At 64.7% G+C, this 18774-nt stretch carries 17 protein-coding genes; 8 read left to right on the top strand and 9 right to left on the bottom strand.

Going from position 1 to position 18774, the window contains the following annotated elements; all coding sequences use genetic code 11:
* Positions 1-8: 8 nt before the first annotated feature.
* From AC1TXO_RS05920 to pcaC, 3 genes are read left to right on the top strand one after another with little or no spacing between them, the layout of a single operon-like run.
* Complete coding sequence (locus AC1TXO_RS05920; RefSeq protein ID WP_486405452.1) at positions 9-1370, top strand: 3-carboxy-cis,cis-muconate cycloisomerase; 1362 nt, start codon at positions 9-11, stop codon at positions 1368-1370.
* A gap of 11 nt (positions 1371-1381) precedes the next feature.
* Positions 1382-2173 carry a 3-oxoadipate enol-lactonase gene (pcaD, locus tag AC1TXO_RS05925; RefSeq protein ID WP_486405453.1) on the top strand — a complete coding sequence of 264 codons (792 nt, stop codon included), beginning with the start codon at positions 1382-1384 and terminating at the stop codon, positions 2171-2173.
* Between the two features lie 10 nt (positions 2174-2183).
* Complete coding sequence (pcaC, locus tag AC1TXO_RS05930; RefSeq protein ID WP_486405454.1) at positions 2184-2576, top strand: 4-carboxymuconolactone decarboxylase; 393 nt, start codon at positions 2184-2186, stop codon at positions 2574-2576.
* 126 nt (positions 2577-2702) lie between these two features.
* Here the strand turns inward: pcaC and AC1TXO_RS05935 are convergent, their stop codons facing one another.
* Positions 2703-3227 (bottom strand): Mpo1 family 2-hydroxy fatty acid dioxygenase, encoded by a 525-nt coding sequence (locus AC1TXO_RS05935; protein ID WP_486405455.1) that lies wholly within the window; start codon positions 3225-3227, stop codon positions 2703-2705.
* 92 nt (positions 3228-3319) lie between these two features.
* Between AC1TXO_RS05935 and AC1TXO_RS05940 the strand changes: the two genes are divergently transcribed.
* A complete protein-coding gene (locus tag AC1TXO_RS05940; protein ID WP_486405456.1) occupies positions 3320-4015 on the top strand; it encodes a Crp/Fnr family transcriptional regulator in 696 nt (231 codons plus the stop codon).
* Here the strand turns inward: AC1TXO_RS05940 and AC1TXO_RS05945 are convergent.
* From AC1TXO_RS05945 to AC1TXO_RS05965, 5 genes are all read right to left on the bottom strand, one after another.
* Positions 3915-4898 (bottom strand): LysR family transcriptional regulator, encoded by a 984-nt coding sequence (locus AC1TXO_RS05945; RefSeq protein WP_486405457.1) that lies wholly within the window; start codon positions 4896-4898, stop codon positions 3915-3917. The genes AC1TXO_RS05940 and AC1TXO_RS05945 overlap by 101 nt on opposite strands.
* A 137-nt stretch (positions 4899-5035) precedes the next feature.
* Positions 5036-6289, bottom strand: coding sequence for an OprD family porin (locus AC1TXO_RS05950; protein WP_486405458.1), 1254 nt, complete (start codon positions 6287-6289; stop codon positions 5036-5038).
* A 244-nt stretch (positions 6290-6533) separates the two neighbouring features.
* Entirely contained in the window at positions 6534-7988 is a 1455-nt protein-coding gene (locus AC1TXO_RS05955) for an AdeC/AdeK/OprM family multidrug efflux complex outer membrane factor (RefSeq protein WP_486405459.1), read from the bottom strand.
* A complete protein-coding gene (gene ttgB / locus AC1TXO_RS05960) occupies positions 7985-11137 on the bottom strand; it encodes a multidrug efflux RND transporter permease subunit TtgB (RefSeq protein WP_486405460.1) in 3153 nt (1050 codons plus the stop codon). Before ttgB ends, AC1TXO_RS05955 begins: the two co-directional genes overlap by 4 nt.
* Positions 11138-11140: 3 nt before the next feature.
* Positions 11141-12286, bottom strand: coding sequence for an efflux RND transporter periplasmic adaptor subunit (locus AC1TXO_RS05965; protein ID WP_486405461.1), 1146 nt, complete (start codon positions 12284-12286; stop codon positions 11141-11143).
* A gap of 253 nt (positions 12287-12539) precedes the next feature.
* Here AC1TXO_RS05965 and AC1TXO_RS05970 point away from each other — a divergent pair, with 253 nt between their 5' ends.
* Positions 12540-13172: a TetR family transcriptional regulator gene (locus AC1TXO_RS05970; RefSeq protein ID WP_486405462.1), complete on the top strand. Its 633-nt coding sequence runs from the start codon at positions 12540-12542 to the stop codon at positions 13170-13172.
* An 80-nt stretch (positions 13173-13252) separates the two neighbouring features.
* Here AC1TXO_RS05970 and AC1TXO_RS05975 read toward each other — a convergent pair whose 3' ends face one another.
* Positions 13253-14704: an MDR family MFS transporter gene (locus AC1TXO_RS05975; protein WP_486405463.1), complete on the bottom strand. Its 1452-nt coding sequence runs from the start codon at positions 14702-14704 to the stop codon at positions 13253-13255.
* Positions 14705-15080: 376 nt separating this feature from the next.
* Here AC1TXO_RS05975 and AC1TXO_RS05980 point away from each other — a divergent pair, with 376 nt between their 5' ends.
* Complete coding sequence (locus AC1TXO_RS05980; protein ID WP_486405464.1) at positions 15081-15950, top strand: isocitrate lyase/PEP mutase family protein; 870 nt, start codon at positions 15081-15083, stop codon at positions 15948-15950.
* A gap of 18 nt (positions 15951-15968) precedes the next feature.
* On the opposite strand, the gene AC1TXO_RS05985 is transcribed toward AC1TXO_RS05980, so the two are convergent.
* Both AC1TXO_RS05985 and AC1TXO_RS05990 read right to left on the bottom strand, forming a co-directional pair.
* Positions 15969-16142, bottom strand: a complete 174-nt coding sequence (locus AC1TXO_RS05985; RefSeq protein ID WP_486405465.1) for a hypothetical protein — start codon at positions 16140-16142, stop codon at positions 15969-15971.
* A gap of 80 nt (positions 16143-16222) precedes the next feature.
* Complete coding sequence (locus tag AC1TXO_RS05990; RefSeq protein WP_486405466.1) at positions 16223-17146, bottom strand: LysR family transcriptional regulator; 924 nt, start codon at positions 17144-17146, stop codon at positions 16223-16225.
* A 104-nt stretch (positions 17147-17250) separates the two neighbouring features.
* On the opposite strand from AC1TXO_RS05990, the gene AC1TXO_RS05995 reads away from it, so the two are divergent.
* Together AC1TXO_RS05995 and AC1TXO_RS06000 are read left to right on the top strand one after the other, a co-directional pair.
* Entirely contained in the window at positions 17251-18126 is an 876-nt protein-coding gene (locus AC1TXO_RS05995) for an MBL fold metallo-hydrolase (protein ID WP_486405467.1), read from the top strand.
* Positions 18127-18155: 29 nt separating this feature from the next.
* Positions 18156-18770: an NAD(P)-dependent oxidoreductase gene (locus AC1TXO_RS06000; RefSeq protein WP_486405468.1), complete on the top strand. Its 615-nt coding sequence runs from the start codon at positions 18156-18158 to the stop codon at positions 18768-18770.
* Positions 18771-18774: the final 4 nt, after the last annotated feature.

The following is an 18774-nucleotide window of genomic DNA, read 5'->3' on the forward strand; positions in this document are numbered from 1 at the left end:
GACCTGCGATGACCCCAGCGGACAACCAGCTGTTCGACGCCTACTTCACCGCCCCGGCCATGCGCGCGATCTTCTGCGACCGTGGTCGCCTGCAGGGCATGCTCGATTTCGAAGCTGCCCTGGCGCGGGCCGAGGCGAGTGTCGGGCTGGTGCCGCATAGCGCGGTGCCGGCCATCGAGGCGGCCTGCAAGGCCGAACGCTATGATGTCCACGCCCTGGCGCAGGCCATCGCGATCGCCGGCAACTCGGCCATCCCGTTGGTCAAGGCCCTGGGCAAGGTGGTTGCCAGCGGTGTGCCCGAGGCCGAGCGCTATGTGCATCTGGGCGCTACCAGCCAGGATGCGATGGACAGCGGCCTGGTCCTGCAATTGCGTGATGCGCTGGCGCTGATCGAGGCCGATCTCGCTCGCCTGGCCGACGTCCTGGCGCGTCAGGCCCTGCAGTACGCCGACACGCCGCTGGTGGGCCGCACCTGGCTGCAGCACGCCACGCCTGTAACTCTGGGCATGAAACTGACCGGTATGCTCGGGGCATTGACCCGTCACCGCCAGCGCTTGCAGGAGCTGCGTCCGCGTCTGCTGTGCCTGCAGTTCGGCGGCGCTTCGGGCAGCCTCGCGGCGCTGGGCAGCAAGGCGTTGCCGGTGGCCGAGGCGCTGGCCGCGCAGCTTGGCCTGGCGCTGCCCGAACAGCCCTGGCACACCCAGCGTGACCGCCTGGTGGAGTTCGCCTCGGTGCTGGGCCTGATCGCCGGCAGCCTGGGCAAGTTCGGCCGTGATCTCAGCCTGCTGATGCAGACCGAGGCCGGCGAGGTGTTCGAGCCTGCGGCACCGGGCAAGGGCGGCTCCTCGACCATGCCGCACAAGCGCAACCCGGTGGGCGCAGCGGTGCTGATCGGCGCCGCCACCCGCGTGCCGGGGCTGCTGTCGACGCTGTTCGCCGCCATGCCGCAGGAGCATGAACGCAGCCTGGGCCTGTGGCATGCCGAGTGGGAAACCCTGCCGGACATCTGCTGCCTGGTGTCCGGCGCCCTGCAACAGGCGTTGCTGATCGCCGAAGGCATGGAGGTGGATGCCGGGCGCATGCGTCGCAACCTCGAGCTGACCCAGGGCCTGGTGCTCGCCGAAGCGGTGAGTATCGTCCTCGCCCAGCGGCTGGGGCGCGACAAGGCCCATCACCTGCTCGAGCAATGTTGCCAGCGTGCGGTGGCCGAACAACGCCACCTGCGTGCCGTGCTCGGTGACGAGCCACAGATCAGCGAACAGTTGTCGGGCGAAGAACTCGACCACCTGCTCGACCCTGCCCATTACCTCGGTCAGGCCCGCGTCTGGGTGGCGCGCGCGGTGGCCGAACATCAACGTTTCACTGCCTGAAGGAGACCGCTGTGGCGCATTTGCAACTGGCCGATGGCGTATTGAACTACCGACTCGAAGGCCCCGAGCACGCCCCGGTGCTGGTGCTGTCCAACTCGCTGGGCACCAACCTGCACATGTGGGACACCCAGATGCCGCTGTGGACCGAGCACTTTCGAGTACTGCGCTACGACACCCGCGGCCATGGCGACTCGCTGGTGACCGAAGGGCCGTACAGCATCGAGCAGTTGGGGCGCGATGTGCTGGCGCTGCTGGATGCCCTGAAGATCGAGCGTGCGCACTTCTGCGGGTTGTCGATGGGCGGGCTGATCGGCCAGTGGCTGGGCATCAATGCTGGCGAGCGTCTGCAGCGTCTGGTGGTGTGCAACACGGCGGCGAAGATCGGCTCGCCTGAAACCTGGAATCCGCGCATCGAACTGGTCTTGCGCGATGGCGCCGAGGCCATGCGTGGCTTGCGCGATGCCTCGGTCGAGCGCTGGTTTACCCCGGCGTGGTCGAGCGTGCACGCGGATCAGGTCAAGCGCATCACCGACATGCTCGCCAGCACCTCGCCACAGGGTTACGCCGCCAACTGCGCAGCGGTGCGCGATGCCGATCTGCGTGATGGGTTGGCTTCGATCGAAGTGCCGCTGCTGGTGATTTCCGGGGAGGCCGACGCGGTCACACCGCCATCGGGCGGGCAGTACATCCAGGCGCATGTGGCGGGAGCCGAGTACACCGCGTTCCAGGCTGCGCACCTGTCCAATGTCGAGGTCGGCGAGCCGTTCAGCCGTCGCGTCCTCGACTTCCTGCTGGCCCGCTGAGGAGCACGCCATGGACGAGAAACAACGCTACGACGCCGGCATGCAGGTGCGTCGCGCGGTACTGGGCGATGCCCATGTGGACCGCAGCCTGGAGAAGCTCAACGACTTCAATGGCGAGTTCCAGGAAATGATCACCCGCCATGCCTGGGGCGATATCTGGACTCGCCCCGGGTTGCCACGCCACACCCGCAGCCTGATCACCATCGCCATGCTGATCGGCATGAACCGTAATGACGAGCTCAAGCTGCACCTGCGTGCGGCGGCCAACAATGGCGTGACCCGCGACGAAATCAAGGAAGTGATCATGCAGAGCGCGATCTACTGCGGGATCCCGGCGGCCAATGCGACCTTCCACCTGGCCGAGTCGGTGTGGGACGAGCTTGGTATCGAGTCGCGTGCCTAGGCCATAGGTCGGCACTGGATTCTTCGCGGGCAAGCCCGCTCCCACAGGTACACCACTGCGTTCGAATTCAGTGGTGTACCTGTGGGAGCGGGCTTGCCCGCGAAGAATCCAGCACTGTTCCAGCCTCTACACCGCCGCTTTTTTCCCGCGAACCGCCACAGGTCCCGCATTGGCCTCCACCGCCCGCCTCAGTCCGGCACACAGCCCGAGCATGAAGGCCAGTTCTGCGACCACGAACAGTGGGCCGATGATCAGGCCGCTGACATCGTCGACGAAGGCCGGCTTCCTGCCTTCGTAGGCATGCCCGACGAACTGGATGATCCAGCCCAGCACGAAGGCCCCGAGCCCGGCACTGAGCCACAGCCCGGTGCTCTGCAGCGCCAGCCATTCGCCGGCCCACAGGCACAGCCCCAGCAACACGCCCATGACCAGGCCGAAACGCAGGTCCAGGCGCAGGTAGAACCATACCGATACCGCCGCCAGCAGCAGCGCCGGCGACAGCCAGACGCCGGCAACAGCCCAGCCGGGACGTGACAGCAGGATGCTGACCGCCAGCACGATCAGCGGAATGCCGACGAAGTGCGTGGCGATGTTGCGCGGGTCGCGATGATAAGCCGCGTATTGACTCAGGTGTTCGACGAGGTTTTTCATTGTTGTTCCTCCATCAGGGGTAGCGACAGCGTGCCCCGTTCATCCGCCGTCGTCTGTCGCCTGGCCGACAGAGTCCGTTCAGAAGAGGTTTCATGGACAACCCCCAAGCCTGGCGTGCGCAGTTGAGCCATGGCCAGTGGTTTCGGCAGTTGCCCGTTCAGGTTCAGGATAGCCTGCTGGCACTGGCGCGTTCGCGTGAACTGGTGGCCGGACAGTGCCTGTTCCAGCGTGGCGACCCGCCCTGCGGTTTGTATGCGGTCGTAGAGGGTGCCATGCGTGTCGGCGCGATCAGCCGTGACGGCAAGGAAGCGCTGCTGACGCTGGTCGAGCCTCCCTACTGGTTCGGTGAGATCAGCCTGTTCGACGGCCAGCCACGCACCCACGATGCCTTCGCCGAGGGCGCGACCCGTTTGTTGTGGATCCCCCACGCTGCGTTGCTGGCGTGGCTGGAGCAGTATCCGCGACACTGGCGCGACCTGGCCTTGCTGATGAGCCACAAGCTGCGCTGGGTATTCGTCGCCCTGGAGCAACAGCATTTGCTGGCGGCCGGCCCGCGGGTAGCCCACCGCCTGCTGCAGATCGCCGAAGGCTATGGCGAGCGCGATGTCGCGCAATGGCGCTTGCAGCTTTCACAGGAACAGCTGGCGCTGATGCTGTCGCTGTCGCGCCAGACCATCAACCAGATCCTCAAGGCGCTGGAGCAGGCCGGTGTAGTGCAACTGGGCTATGGCGAAGTGTTGATCCTCGATGCGCCGAGGTTGCGGGAGATGGCCGGGCATCCAGGCTGACCAGCGTGTCGATCATCGCCCGTGCCGCTGGCGACAGGCGATAGCCGCTGCGGCTGACCACACCGCAGCGCACGCTCAGCACCTCCAGGCCCGGTGGCAGGTTGCGCCAGTGCAGGCGCACCAGACGGCCCGCGGCCAGGTCGTCGGCGACCGCCTCTTCGCTGGCGCTGCCGAGGGTGTCGCTGGCCAGCACTACACTGCGCAGCACTGCCAGGTGTTCGGTCTGCAGGTGTGGAGTGAAGTCGCTGCGCCCGCTGAGGTTGGCCAGGCGTTTGCGTACGCCGGGGGTGAGCAGGGCACTGGCCAGGGGGTAGGCGAACAGGTCGTTGGTCGACAGGCTATCCTTGGCCAGCAGCGGATGGCCGGGCCGGCAGAAGAACAGGCCGGGGCGCGGGTTCAGCGGCTCTGTGTGGAAGTTCGGGTCGGCCTCGAACGGGCGGATATCGTCAACGAAGAACTCGATCTGCTCACGGCGCAGGGCCTGGCCCAGGCGTTCGGCATTGTCCACCCGCAGTTCGGTGCGGATCCCCGGATGCTGGGTGATGAACTGCTGCAGGGCGTCGGGCACCAGTCGTGCGGCCAGGGCCGGGCCGCTGCCAAAATGCAGCTCGCCGGCGTCGAGCTTGGTCATCTGCAGCACATCGTTGCTCAGTTGTGCCGCGCCCTGGACCAGGCGTCGGGCATGTTGCAGCACCACCTGGCCTTCGGGGGTCGGTTGCAGCGTCTTGTTGCCGCGATCGACCAGCGCGCAGCCGAATTCCTGCTCCAGGCCCTGAATGGCGCGGCTGAACGCGGGCTGGGTGATACCCATGGCTTCGGCAGCACGGACGAAGCTGCGGTATTCGGTGAGGGCGATGAAATAGCGCAGTTGGCGAAGGTCCATGTCGAGATTCTGCGGAGTAGATAGGACTCGTTTTAGACCTTGTTACTTATTCCGTCAACGATGGTTTTGTTAGTTGTTTAGTTGTTTTTGTTATTTAAAGGGGCGGACAAGTCCGCCCCCACAGGTACTGCGGGCTATCACAACAGGCTGAACGGATAACTGACGATCAGCCTGTTCTCGTCGAATGCATTGGTGCTGAAGTCGCGGCGCATGGTCGAGTTGCGCCACTTCACCGACAGGTCCTTGAACGTGCCGGACTGGATCACGTAGGCCAGTTCGCTTTCGCGCGCCCATTCCTTGCCGTCGGTGATGCTGCCGACATGCACGTTGTCGCCCTTGATGTAGCGGTTCATCAGGGTCAGCCCGGGCACGCCGACGGTGGCGAAGTTGAAATCGTGGCGCAGTTGCCAGGAGCGCTCCTTGGCATTTTCGAAGCTGGCGTTGTAGCTGTCGTTGGCCAGGGTGCCACCGCTGGTGCCGTTGACCCGCATCCACTCGTCATCGCCGCCGACCTTCTGCAGGCCGACATAGAAGGTATGGCCCTGGTAGCGCGCCGAAAGCATCGCCGAAGCGGTGCGGTTGTCCAGTTTGCCGGCGCGTTCGGCGCCATCTTCCTTGCCGATGAAGTAGCCCAGGTTGGCGCCCAGTGTCCAGTCGCCCAGCGGCTGGCTGTGCACCAGGTTGAAGTACTGCTGGCGGTAGATATCCTTGAGCTGGGCATCCCACACCCCGATCAGGGTGCGTTTGTCGTTGAAGCTGTACTCGCCCCCGGCGAAGTTGAAGCGGTCGGAGGTGAAGCCTGGGCGACTGAACAGCGCCATGTCTTCCATGCTCGCGTCGTTGCGCGGGCTGTTGCCACGGAACTGACCGGCGTACAGGGTCAGCCCGGTGATCTCCCTGGAGGTGATCTGGCCACCGCGGAAGGTCTGCGGCAGCGAACGACCGTCGTCCGAGCGCAGGATCGGCAGCACCGGCATCCATTCGCCGACCTTGAGCTCGGTCTGCGAGAGCTTTGCCTTGAGCGCAACGCCCAGGCGACCGAAGTCATCGGCCGGGCGACCGTCGTCGTGCACCGGCAGCAGGTGCGTGCCGGCCGTACCCTTGCCGCCGTCGAGCTTGAGCGAGTACAGCCCCAGCACATCGACACCGAAGCCGACCGTGCCCTGGGTGAAGCCGGAGCGGGCGTCGAGGATGAAACTTTGCGTCCATTCCTCGGCCTTGCCCTGAGCCTTGGCCGGGTCGACGAAGTTGCGGTTGATGTAGAAGTTGCGCAGGTTGAGGGTGGCCTTGGCGTCTTCCACGAACCCGCCGTCGGCGGCGAGGGCGGGGAGGGCGCAGGACATGGCCAGAAGGCCCGGCAGCAGCGGGCGTGCGGGTTGCAGAATGCTCATCTGTCGTGGATCTCTTGTTTTTATGGGCGAGTCGGGGCGCTGCGGCCGGAGGCTGCAGGTCGACGCTTTTTTGATGAACTTGTGCAACGTTGCGTGAAGGATGGTGCGCGATCGGGGCTGCGGCGGGCAATTCGTCGGAGGTGGAACGGGGCGATAATCGAACGCATTGTGTGAGGTGGCGCGGTGTTGTCGCCAGAAACAAAAAGCCCACCGCGAGGGTGGGCTTGATGCTGTTGCCGGATAGTCAGCCTCTGGGCGAATCCACCGAAGCCTGCTGGTTGGCCTGCCCGGTCTGTTCGTACCAGCCACCGCCGAGCGCCTTGTACAGGTTGACCTCGCTGGTCAGCTGCGACAGGCGATCGCTGATCAGCGCCTGTTGGGCACTGAACAGGTTGCGCTGGGCGTCGAGGAAGGTCAGGTTGCTGTCGATACCGATGCGGTAGCGACGCTCGGCCAGGCGGTAGTAGTCCTGGTTGGCGGCAACCAGGTCACGCTGGGCCTGCAACTGCTCTTCGAAGGTCTTGCGCGCCGCCAGGCCATCGGAGACTTCCTGGAAGGCGGTCTGGATGGTCTTTTCGTACTTGGCGACGTTGATGTCCTTCTGGATCTTCGAGTAGTCCAGGCTCGCCCGCAGGCTACCGGCATTGAAGATCGGCAGGTTGATCTGCGGCTGGAACAGCCAGGTACCCGAACCACCCTTGAACAGCCCACCCATGTCGGGGCTCAGGGTCCCGGCATTGGCGGTCAGGCTGATGCTCGGGAAGAAGGCTGCACGGGCCGCGCCGATGTTGGCGTTGGCCGCCTTGAGCAGGTGCTCGGCTTCCTGGATGTCCGGGCGCCGCTGCAGCAGGTCGGACGGCAGGCCCGCCGGGACGTCGGCCAGCTGGTCGGCGTCGAGCTTGAGCGAGGCCGGCAGGTCGGCCGGTACGCCGGTGCCCAACAGTACGGTCAGGCTGTTCAGGTCCTGCGCCACCAGGCGCTGGTACTGCGACAGCTTGACCCGCGCGCCTTCGACGGCAGTGCGCGCCTGGCTCAGGTCGAGCGCCGAAGCCACACCGACTTCGTTGCTGCGACGGGTCAGGTTGAAGCTTTCTTCGTAGGTCTTGAGCGTTTCTTCGGTCAGCTTGAGCAGCGCCTGGTCGGCCTGCCAGGTGTAGTAGGCGTTGGCCACGCTGGCCACCAGGGCGATCTGCGTGGAGCGACGCGCCTGCTCGCTGGAGAGGTAGGTCTCCAGCGCCTGCTGGCTGAGGCTGCGTACACGGCCGAACAAGTCCAGCTCGTAGGCGCTGACACCGAGCGTCGCCGAGTACTGGCTGGTGATGTTCGCCTCGCCGGTCTGCGACAGGTTGCCCGGCACCCGCTGGCGGCTGCCGCTGCCGGTGGCCGAGACCGCCGGGAACAGGTCGGCGCGCTGGATGCGGTACTGCGCGCGGTAGGCGTCGATGTTCAGCGCCGCGACGCGCAGGTCGCGGTTGTTGACCAGCGAGGTCTGGATCAGCTTCTGCAGCGCCGGGTCGTGGAAGAACTGGCGCCAGCCCTGCTCGGCGGCGGCGACGTCGGCCGATTCGGTCGGCGAGTACGCAGGGCCTTGCGGCCACTGCGCAGCCACCGGCGCTTCCGGGGTCTGGTAATCGGGAATCAGCGAGCAGCCGCCGAGGATGAAAGCGGTTACTGCCAGGGACAGCAAAGACTTGGTCATTGCCCAGCCTCATTACGTGGAGTTTCAGGGGTGGCATCGGTGTGCGGCTCTTTGCTGCCGAACAACGACGACACTGCTACGAAGAACAGCGGTACCCAGAAGATCGCCAGCACGGTCGCACTGATCATGCCGCCGATCACCCCGGTGCCGATCGCGTGCTGGCTGCCCGAGCCTGCGCCGCTGGCGATGGTCAACGGTACCACGCCGAGGATGAACGCCAGCGAGGTCATGATGATCGGACGCAGACGCATGCGGCACGCCTCGATCGTGGCATCGAACAGGCTCTTGCCCTGTTCGTGCAGCTCCTTGGCGAACTCGACGATCAGGATGGCGTTCTTCGCCGCCAGGCCGATGGTCGTCAGCAGGCCGACGAGGAAGTACACATCGTTCGACAGCCCGCGCATGCTGGTGGCGATCAGTGCACCGATGATACCCAGCGGCACCACCAGTACGACGGCGATCGGGATCGACCAGCTTTCGTACAACGCTGCCAGGCAGAGGAACACGAACAGCAGCGAGAGGGCGAACAGCGCCGGCATCTGCGAGCCGGAGAGCTTTTCCTCGTAGGACATGCCAGTCCAGGAGTAGCCGATGCCCGACGGCAGTTCGCCGACGATACGCTCGACTTCGGCCATCGCCTCACCGGTACTGTAGCCCGGTGCCGGGGCGCCGAGAATCTCCACTGCCTCGACGCCGTTGTAGCGCGACAGCTTCGGCGAACCGTAGGTCCACTCGCCCTTGGCGAAGGAGGAGAACGGCACCATTTCGCCATTGCCGTTGCGCACGTACCACTTCTGCAGGTCTTCCGGGCTCATCCGGGCGCTGGAGGTGCCCTGGATGTAGACCTTCTTGACCCGGCCACGATCGATGAAGTCGTTGACGTAGCTGCCACCCAGCGCAATCGACAGGGTGTTGTTGATATCGGCGATGGTCACGCCCAAGGCACTGGCGCGTTCGTCGTCGATGGTCAACTGGTACTGCGGCTCGTCGTTCAGGCCGTTCGGACGCACGGCGCTGAGGATCTTGCTCTGCGACGCCTTGGCCAGGAACTGGTTGCGCGCTTCCATCAACTTCTCGTGACCGACGCCGGCGCGGTCCTGGAGGAACACGTCGAAGCCGGTGGCGTTACCCAGTTCGAGTACTGCCGGCGGGGCGAAGGCAAACACCATCGCATCGCGGAAGCTGAAGAAGTGCATCTGCGCGCGCTGGGCCAGGTTGAACACATTGTTCTCTGCCGAACGCTCGCCCCATGGCTTGAGCATGATGAACGCCATGCCCGAGCTCTGGCCGCGGCCGGCGAAGTTGAAGCCGGTCACGGTGAACACCGACGACACGGTATCGGCCTCGTCCTTGAGCAGGTATTCGCGCATCTGGTCGACCACCACCTGGGTGCGCTCGGCACTGGAACCGGCCGGGGTCTGTACCTGGGCGAAGAGTACGCCCTGGTCCTCTTCGGGCAGGAAGGCCGTCGGGATGCGGGTGAACAGCCAGATCATGCCGACCACGATCAGCGCATAGGCCAGCAGGAACGGGATCTTGTTGCGCAGGATCGTACCGACGCTGCGTTCGTAACCCTGCACGCTGCGGTCGAAGTTGCGGTTGAACCAGCCGAAGAATCCGCGCTTGGCCACATGGTGCTCGCCCTTCTTCAGCGGCTTGAGCATGGTGGCGCACAGTGCCGGGGTGAAGATCAGCGCCACCAGCACCGACAGGCCCATGGCCGAGACGATGGTGATGGAGAACTGGCGATAGATCACACCGGTCGAGCCACCGAAGAAGGCCATCGGCAGCAGTACCGCCGAGAGCACCAGGGCGATACCGACCAGCGCACCCTGGATCTGCCCCATGGAGCGCTTGGTGGCCTCCTTGGGGGGTAGCCCTTCCTCGGCCATCACCCGCTCGACGTTCTCCACCACGACGATGGCGTCGTCCACCAGCAAACCGATGGCCAGGACCATGGCGAACATGGTCAGGGTGTTGATGTTGAAACCGGCGGCGGCAAGGATGCCGAAGGTACCCAGCAACACCACGGGAACGGTCATGGTGGTGATGATGGTGGCGCGGAAGTTCTGCAGGAACAGGTACATCACCAGGAACACCAGCACCACCGCCTCGATCAGGGTGTGGATCACGCCGCTGATGGATTCGGTGACCACCGGGGTGGTGTCATACGGGAACACGGCCTTCACCCCGGGCGGGAAGAAGGGCTCCAGGTCCTTGATGGTCTGGCGGACGGCTTTCGCGGTTTCCAGGGCGTTGGCACCGGTGGCCAGCTTGAGCGCCATGCCCGAGGCCGGCTTGCCGTTGAACTGCGCGCTGATGGCGTAGTTCTCGCCGCCCAGGCCGACGGTCGCGACGTCCTTGATGCGCACCTGCGAACCGTCGCGGTTGACCTTGAGCAGAATGTTCTCGAACTGCTCGGCAGTCTGCAGGCGGGTCTTGCCGATGATGGTCGCGTTGAGCTGGGTACCCGGCATGGCAGGCAGGCCGCCGAGCTGGCCGGAGGATACCTGCACGTTCTGCGCGGTGACCGCTGTGCGCACATCGACCGGGGTCAGCTGGAACTTGTTGAGCTTGGCCGGATCGAGCCAGATACGCATGGCGTACTGGGCACCGAACACCTGGAAGTCACCGACACCGGCAGTCCGCGAGATCGGGTCCTGCATGTTGGAGACGATGTAGTTGGCCAGGTCGTCCTTGGTCATGCTGCCGTCTTCGGACACCAGGCCGATCACCAGCAGGAAGTTCTTCACGGCCTTGGTGACACGGATACCTTGCTGCTGCACTTCCTGCGGCAACAGTGGGGTGGCCAGGTTGAGCTTGTTCTGCACCTGGACCTGCGCGGTGTCGGCGTTGGTGCCTTGCTCGAAGGTCGCGGTGATGGTCATGCTGCCATCGGAGTTGCTTTCCGAAGACACATAACGCAGGTTGTCGATACCGTTGAGCTGCTGCTCGATCACCTGGACCACGGTGTCCTGCACGGTCTGCGCCGAGGCGCCCGGGTAGGTCACGGCGATGGCGATGGCCGGCGGCGCGATGTTGGGATACTGGCTGATCGGCAGGCGCAGGATCGACAACGCGCCCACCAGCATGATCACCAGTGCGATCACCCAGGCGAAGATCGGGCGATCGATAAAGAACTTCGACATTGGTTACTCCCCTTTGCCGCCTGCGTTGGCCTGGGCTGGGCCGGCCGGTTTCTTGACGTTGGTGGCTTCGCTCACCTTGACCTCGACGCCCGGACGGACGAACTGCAGGCCCTCGGTGATCAGGCGGTCGCCTGGCTTGAGGCCGTCCTCGATCAGCCAGTCGTTGCCCAGGGTGCGGGTGGCCTTGAGGTTGCGCAGCTCGACCTTGTTCTCCTGGTTGACCACCAGCGCCGTCGGGTTGCCCTTCAGGTCGCGGGTCACGCCTTGCTGTGGTGCGAGGATGGCGTTTTCGGCGATACCGGCCTGCAGGCGGGCGTGGACGAACATGCCAGGCAGCAGGGTGTGCTCAGGGTTGGGGAACACGGCGCGCAGGGTCACGGAGCCGGTGGTCTCGTCGACCGCGACTTCGGAGAACTCCAGGCGACCTTCCTGTGGCAGCAGGCTGCCATCTTCGAGCACCAGCTTGACCTTGGCCGCGTTCTCGCCGGCCTTCTGCAACTGGCCGCTTTCCAGTTCGCGGCGCAGCTTGAGCAGCTCGGCGGTGGACTGGGTGACGTCGACGTAGATCGGGTCGAGCTGCTGGATGGTGGCCATGGCGTTGGTCTGGCCATTGCTCACCAGTGCGCCCTCGGTGACCGCCGAGCGACCGATGCGACCGCTGATCGGTGCCAGTACCTTGGTGTAGCGCAGGTCGATCTGCGCGCTCTTGAGCGAGGCCTCGGCCTGCAATCGTTTGGCGTTGGCGTCGTCGTATTCCTGCTTGGACACCGCCTGCTCGTCGATCAGTTGCTTGTAGCGCTCGGCCAGCGAACGGGTCGCCTGCAGGTTGGCCTGGGCATTGCCCAGGTTCGCCTCGTAGACGGCAGGGTCGATCTGGTAGAGCTGCTGCCCTTCCTTGACGTCGCTGCCTTCCTTGAACAGGCGCTTGAGAATGATGCCGTTGACCTGTGGCCGGACTTCGGCGACGCGGTAGGCGCTGGTGCGCCCCGGCAGTTCCGAGGTCAGGGTGAAGGCCTGCGGCTGCAGGGTGACGACGCCGACCTGAGGAGCCTGCGCTGCAGGCGCGGCTTCTTCTTTCTTGCAGCCACTGAGCAGGGTTGCAAGGGCGACGGCGGAAACCAGGGCGGTAACGGCTGGCTTGAATTGCATGAGGATCCTCGGGTCGCAGGAGCAGGGGAGCTCAAGAGTAATGGAAGAGTCTTGTCAGAAAAATCGCTATCGAGTGGATTAGTAGCTTACTAACGAATATACTTACATTCATGGTTGTTTGTAAATACCGCGTGGTGGTACCAGGCTACTACCGCACAACGTGATTAATGCATCCGGGAGTCACCCTGCAGAGGTGAACCCGGCACAAAGCCCGAACGCTGGTTGCGCCGGGCCAAGATGAGGTTGAGCTGCCATGGTCCGTCGAACCAAAGAGGAAGCCCAGGAAACCCGCGCCCAGATCATCGAGGCGGCGGAAAAGGCGTTCTACAAGCGCGGGGTGGCGCGTACCACCCTGGCCGATATCGCCGAGATCGCCGGGGTCACCCGTGGCGCGATCTACTGGCATTTTAGTAACAAGGCCGAGCTGGTGCAGGCGCTGCTCGACAGCCTGCACGAGACCCATGACCACCTCGCGCGCGCCAGTGAAAGCGAGGACGAGCTGGATCCGCTCGGCTGCATGCGCAAGCTGCTGCTGCAAGTGCTCAACGAGCTGGTGCTCGACGCCAGGACCCGGCGTATCAATGAAATCCTGCATCACAAGTGCGAGTTCACCGATGAGATGTGTGAAATCCGCCAGCAGCGACAGGGCGCCATCGTCGAATGCCACGAGGGCATTTCCCGTGCCCTGGCCAATGCGGTACGGCGCGGCCAGTTGCCCGGCGACCTGGATGTCGAGCGGGCGGCCATTGCCATGTTCGCCTATGTCGACGGCCTGATCGGGCGCTGGTTGCTGCTGCCGGACAGCTTCGACCTGCTGCGCGATGCGGAAAAATGGGTCGACACAGGGTTGGATATGCTGCGCTTGAGCCCGTCGCTGCGCAAATGACACTTTGTTAAGGATTGTGAGGAAGTTTTTCCCCGCAGGATTAACCGGGCGTTACGGGGCCGTCAGGCGGCCCCATCCGCTCAATGCCCGCGCAACTGTCGGTCAGGCAGGGCCAAGGCCGCCAGCAGTCCGAGCACCGCAGCGCCGGCACTGGCCAGCAGCAGGTACTTGAACGTCAGCAGCAGGTGCGCCTGGGTCGCCGGGTCCGCCTCGCCACCTTTCAGGCTGCCCAGCAACGGGTTGCCCAGCACCTCCACACCGCCGACGTGCAGCAACGCCAGCAGCAGGCTGGACATGCAGGCCACGCCCATCGCTCCGCCCAGCGAACGGAACAGGTTGGTGGTGCTGGTGGCCACGCCGATATCCTGCATGTCCACGGCGCTCTGGGTGCCCACCAGCGAAGTCGGGAACTGCAGCCCGCAGGCGATGCCGGTCAGCAGCATGAACAGCCCGCCAAGCCAGACCGATTGCGGCGGCGTCAGGGCCATGCCGAGGATTGCCAGCGGCATCAGCAGCGCGCCGGCGAGAATCTGCGGCTTGTAGCGGCCGGTGAAGGTGGTCAGGCGCCCGGCGCTGAACGCGCCCAATGGCAAGCCCATAGCCAGTGGCAGCAGGTGCAGCGCGGCGCTGTCGGCGCCGGCGCCGGTGATGCTCTGGAAGCGCAGGGGCATGAGCATGGTCAGCGAGATCGACTGGAAGCTGGCGAAGAAGATCACGCACCAGCACAGCACCGCGACGCGGTTGCCGAACAGCTTCAGCGGCAGCAGCGGCTCCTGGCAACGGCGCTCGTGGCTGATGAACAGCACCAGCCCCAGCAGGGCACAGGCAAACAGCACCATTACCGGTGTCGCGGTCCAGGCGTGGCCCTGGCCGACCAGGGTGATGCCCAGCAGCAGGCTGCCCAGGCCGAGGATCAGCAGCAGCGCACCTATGTAGTCGACCTGCGCCTCACGGCGCTTGACCGGCATGCCCATCAGCGCCCGGCGGATCACCCACCAGGCGCACAGCCCCAGCGGCAGGTTGATCCAGAATACCCAGCGCCACGACAGGTACTCGGTCAGCCAGCCGCCGAGCACCGGCCCGGCGACGCTTGCCAGCGCGTACATGCTGCTGAAATAGCCCTGGTAGCGCCCGCGCTCGCGCGGTGGGACGAAGTCGCCGATGATCGCCTGGCTGACCGAAACCATGCCGCCTGCACCGATGCCCTGCAGCACCCGCGCCAGGACCAGTTGCTCCATGTTCTGCGCCAGGGCGCAGAAGATCGAGGCCAGGGTGAACAGGGCGGTGCCGGTGAGGATCATCCGCCGCCGCCCGTAGAGGTCGCCCAGCTTGCCGTAGATCGGCACTGCCACGGTCATGGCCACCATGTAGCCGGAGATGACCCAGGCGAGCAGGCCGACATCGTTGAACTGGGCGGAAATCGCCGGCATGGAGACGGCGACGATGGTCTGGTCGAGGGCACCGAGAAGAATCGCCAGCATCAGCGCGCTGAGCACGCTGCGCAAGACGGCGGGGGGCAGGGCGGCGGTCACGGGGTCACACCTTGTGGTCTGGTGGCGAGATTGTGCTGTGGCTCGGCAGCCCTGGCGAATGAAAAGGGTGCGAACACGATGAGGATTGTAACCTGAGTTAGGTAGCTTCCTATGTACTGTCTGCATCGCCTATGCACGATCGGCATAAGAGCTTTCACCCGAAGGCACATGGCTGCGTGATATCGTGCTGGATCATAGCAGCCGAAATACACTGGTTTGCACCTATTTGGTGCATTATTGACCCAGGTTTCCGCATCGCTGTAATCCCGCACTTCTCTTCCATTCTCTGCATGTCGTGTCCACGGCACGGCAGAGAGTCCCGGTTCAGGGCGCGGTAGTCAGCCAGTTCGATTTTTCACGTTTATGCGGAGTGATCATGCCCAAGGCTTCCCACCAAGATCTGCGTTTTGCCTTCCGCGAACTGCTCGCGTCGGGTTCGTGCTACCACACAGCTTCAGTGTTCGACCCGATGTCGGCGCGCATCGCCGCCGACCTGGGCTTCGAGGTCGGTATTCTCGGCGGCTCGGTTGCCTCCCTGCAGGTGCTCGCCGCCCCCGACTTCGCCCTGATCACCCTCAGCGAATTCGTCGAACAGGCCACGCGCATCGGTCGTGTCGCCCAGTTGCCGGTGCTCGCCGATGCCGACCACGGCTATGGCAACGCGTTGAACGTCATGCGTACCGTGACCGAACTGGAGCGCGCCGGCGTGGCCGCGCTGACCATCGAGGACACCCTGCTGCCGGCCCAGTTCGGGCGCAAGTCCACCGACCTGATCCCGGTCGAAGAGGGCGTTGGCAAGATCCGCGCAGCGCTGGAGGCGCGGGTCGATTCCTCGCTGTCGATCATCGCCCGCACCAATGCTGGCGTGCTGACCACCGAGGAAATCATCGTCCGCACCCAGAGCTACCAGAAGGCCGGTGCCGATGGGATCTGCATGGTGGGGGTGAAGGATTTCGAGCAACTGGAACAGATCACCGAGCACCTGAACGTGCCGCTGATGCTGGTCAGCTACGGCAACCCGAACCTGCGCGACGACGAGCGCCTGGCGCGCCTGGGCGTGCGCATCGTGGTCGATGGCCATGCCGCGTACTTCGCCGCGATCAAGGCCACCTACGACTGCCTGCGCCTGCAGCGCGGGCAGCAGAACAAGTCCGAGAACCTCAGCGCCACCGAACTCTCGCACACCTACACCCAGCCTGAGGACTACATCCGCTGGGCCAAGGAGTACATGAGCGTCGAGGAGTGACCGACAGCCTTTGTCGGTTTACCTGAGGGCGCTCAGTGTCGCGGTGTGTGGCACGCAGTGCTCGTGCGCGCAACTGGCCGCCGTGTTTGGCTGGTTGCGCAGCAGCTCGACGCGCCAGCAGGCCGAGCCATAGAGCCCGGCCACGGCGATCAGCGCCAGGACGATTGCGCAGCGTCTGGATTTGATGCCCATCTTGCCTACCTCCTGCAGTGACCACAGGTGATACCGACAAGCATAGGCCAGGCTGGAGCAAGAGCCAGGGATTGTCGGATTCAGCCGGAAATGTTCCGGATCATGTCCCGGTCCCACTCAGGCTCTTCACTGAATCGCTGGGCGAGAAAGTCCAGCATGCTGCGCAAGGTCGCCGGCATGTGCTTGCGCGAGGTATAGACCGCATTCAGGTTCAGCTCCCGTGGCCGCGCCTCGGGCAGTAATCTCAGCAGATCGCCGCTGCGTATCGCGCAGGCGGCCTGGTAGGTCGGCAGCATCGCGATCCCGGCGCCCGCCAGGGCCGCTTTCTGCAGGGTCAGGGCTTCGTTGGCGCTGATGTTGCCCTGCACCGGAACCGCCACCTGTTCTCCCGCCACCTCGAAGTGCCACAGGCTATGGCCGAAGTAGGCATGGGTCAGGCAGTTGTGCCGGCTCAGTTCCTCGACCCGTTGCGGCGTGCCGTGTTCGCGCAGGTAGGCGGGGCTGGCGCAGACCACCGAGCGGCACACGCTCAGGCGCCGCGCGATCAGGTTCGGGTCCAGGTCGTTGCTGGTGCGGATCGCCAGGTCGACACGTTCATCGACCAGGTTCACCGTACGGTCGAGCATCTGCAGTTCCACTTTCACCGCAGGGTAGCGCTTCACATACTCGGCCACTGCATCCACCAGTTGCGCCTGGCCGAACGAGGTGCTGACGCTGATGCGCAGTTCGCCACGGGGCGCGTCGTCGGGCTGGCGCACGGCGGTCTGCAGGTCGCCGGCCAGTTCGAGCATCTGCCGGCAGCGCGGCAGGGTTTCAAGGCCCGCTGCGGTGAGGCTCAGCTTGCGCGTGGTGCGTTGCATGAGCCGTGCGCCGACCCATTCCTCGAGTTCGGCCAGATACCGTGAAACCACCGGCCTGGACAGTTCCAGGTGGTCTGCTGCGGCCGACTGGCTGCCCAGGTCGACGACGGTGACGAACACGCGCATGGCGTTGAGACGGTCCATGATTTGCCCGATTTCAGAAACAAACTATGTCCAAGCATCGCATTTTTTGTGACGGATCGGGCAACTAAGCTGTGTTCCATCGTCCCGTTCTCAGGAAGCCTCCCATGTCGATCTTCACTCCGCTGCGCAGCCTGGTGCTGGCTTGTGTGGCCCTCAGCGGCCAGGTGCTGGCGGCCGAGCCGCTGCACCTGGATGTCTACAACCCCGGCCACGACGCATTGTTCCCGGTCAGTTCGGTGATCGTCAGCGGCGAGCGCGATGCCGTGCTGGTCGATGCGCAGTTCGGCAAGGCCCAGGCCGAGCAGGTGGCCGAGCGCTTGCGTGCCAGTGGCAAGCATCTGACGACCATCTACATCAGCCATGGCGATCCGGACTATTACTTCGGCCTCGCCACCCTGACCCAGGCATTTCCCGACGCCAAGGTGGTTGCCTCCGCTGCCACCGTGGCACACATCCGACAGACCATGGACGCCAAGCTGGCCTACTGGGGCCCGCAGATGGGGGCCGACAAGCCCGAAAAACTGGTGGTGCCGCAGGTGCTGGTCGGCAATCGCCTGGAGCTGGAAGGGCAAGCCCTGGAGGTCGTCGGTCTGGATGGCCCGCAGCCCGACCGCAGTTTCGTCTGGATTCCCTCGATCAAGGCAGTGGTCGGTGGCGTGGTGGTTTCCGAGAACATCCACGTGTGGATGGCCGACACCCAATCGGCCAAGTCCCATGCCGACTGGCTGGCGACCCTGGCGCATATCGAGCAGCTCGGCCCGCGCACTGTGATCCCGGGTCACTACCTGGGGCAGAGCAGCCGTTCGCTCGAGGCCGTGCGTTTCACCGCAGGCTACATCCGCGCGTTCGACAGCGAAACGGCCGAGGCCGGCAACTCGGCCGCGCTGATTGCAGCAATGACCAAGCGTTATCCGGACCTCGCCGATGAAAGTTCTCTCGAGCTTGGCGCCAAGGTCGCGAAAGGCGAAATGAAGTGGTAACCCCTTACAACCCTGATGGAGTGTTTCCCATGAGCAAGATCGCAATCATCGGTGCTACCGGGCGTGCCGGCAGCCAGTTGCTGGAAGAAGCGCTGCGCCGCGGCCACAGCGTAGTCGCCATCGCCCGCGATCCTTCGTCGCTGCAGGGGCGCGACGGGGTCACGGTCAAGGCGCTGGACGCCAAGGACAGTGCAGCGTTGCAGGCGGCGGTGACGGGTGTGGACGCAGTATTGAGCGCTGCGCACTTTTCCACACTGGAACCGCAGGCGATCACCGAGCCGGTCAAGCGTGCCGGGGTCAAGCGCCTGCTGGTGGTCGGTGGGGCGGGCAGCCTGCTGCTGCCGTCGGGGCAACGGGTGATCGACAGCCCGGATTTCCCCGAAGCCTACAAGGCCGAGGCCAGCGCGGGTGTGCGTTTTCTCGACACCTTGCGCCAGGAGCCGACCCTGGACTGGACCTTCCTTTCGCCCTCGGCGGAGTTCGTCGAAGGTGAGCGCAGCGGCCGCTACACCCTGGGCAAGGATCACCTGCTGATCGGCGCCGACGGCAAGAGCTGGATCACCTTCGCCGACTACGCCATTGCCCTGGTCGACGAGCTGGAAAAGCCTGCGCATACGCGCCAGCGTTTCACCGTCGGTTATTGAGGTA

This window comes from Pseudomonas sp. FA117 (assembly GCF_057370475.1).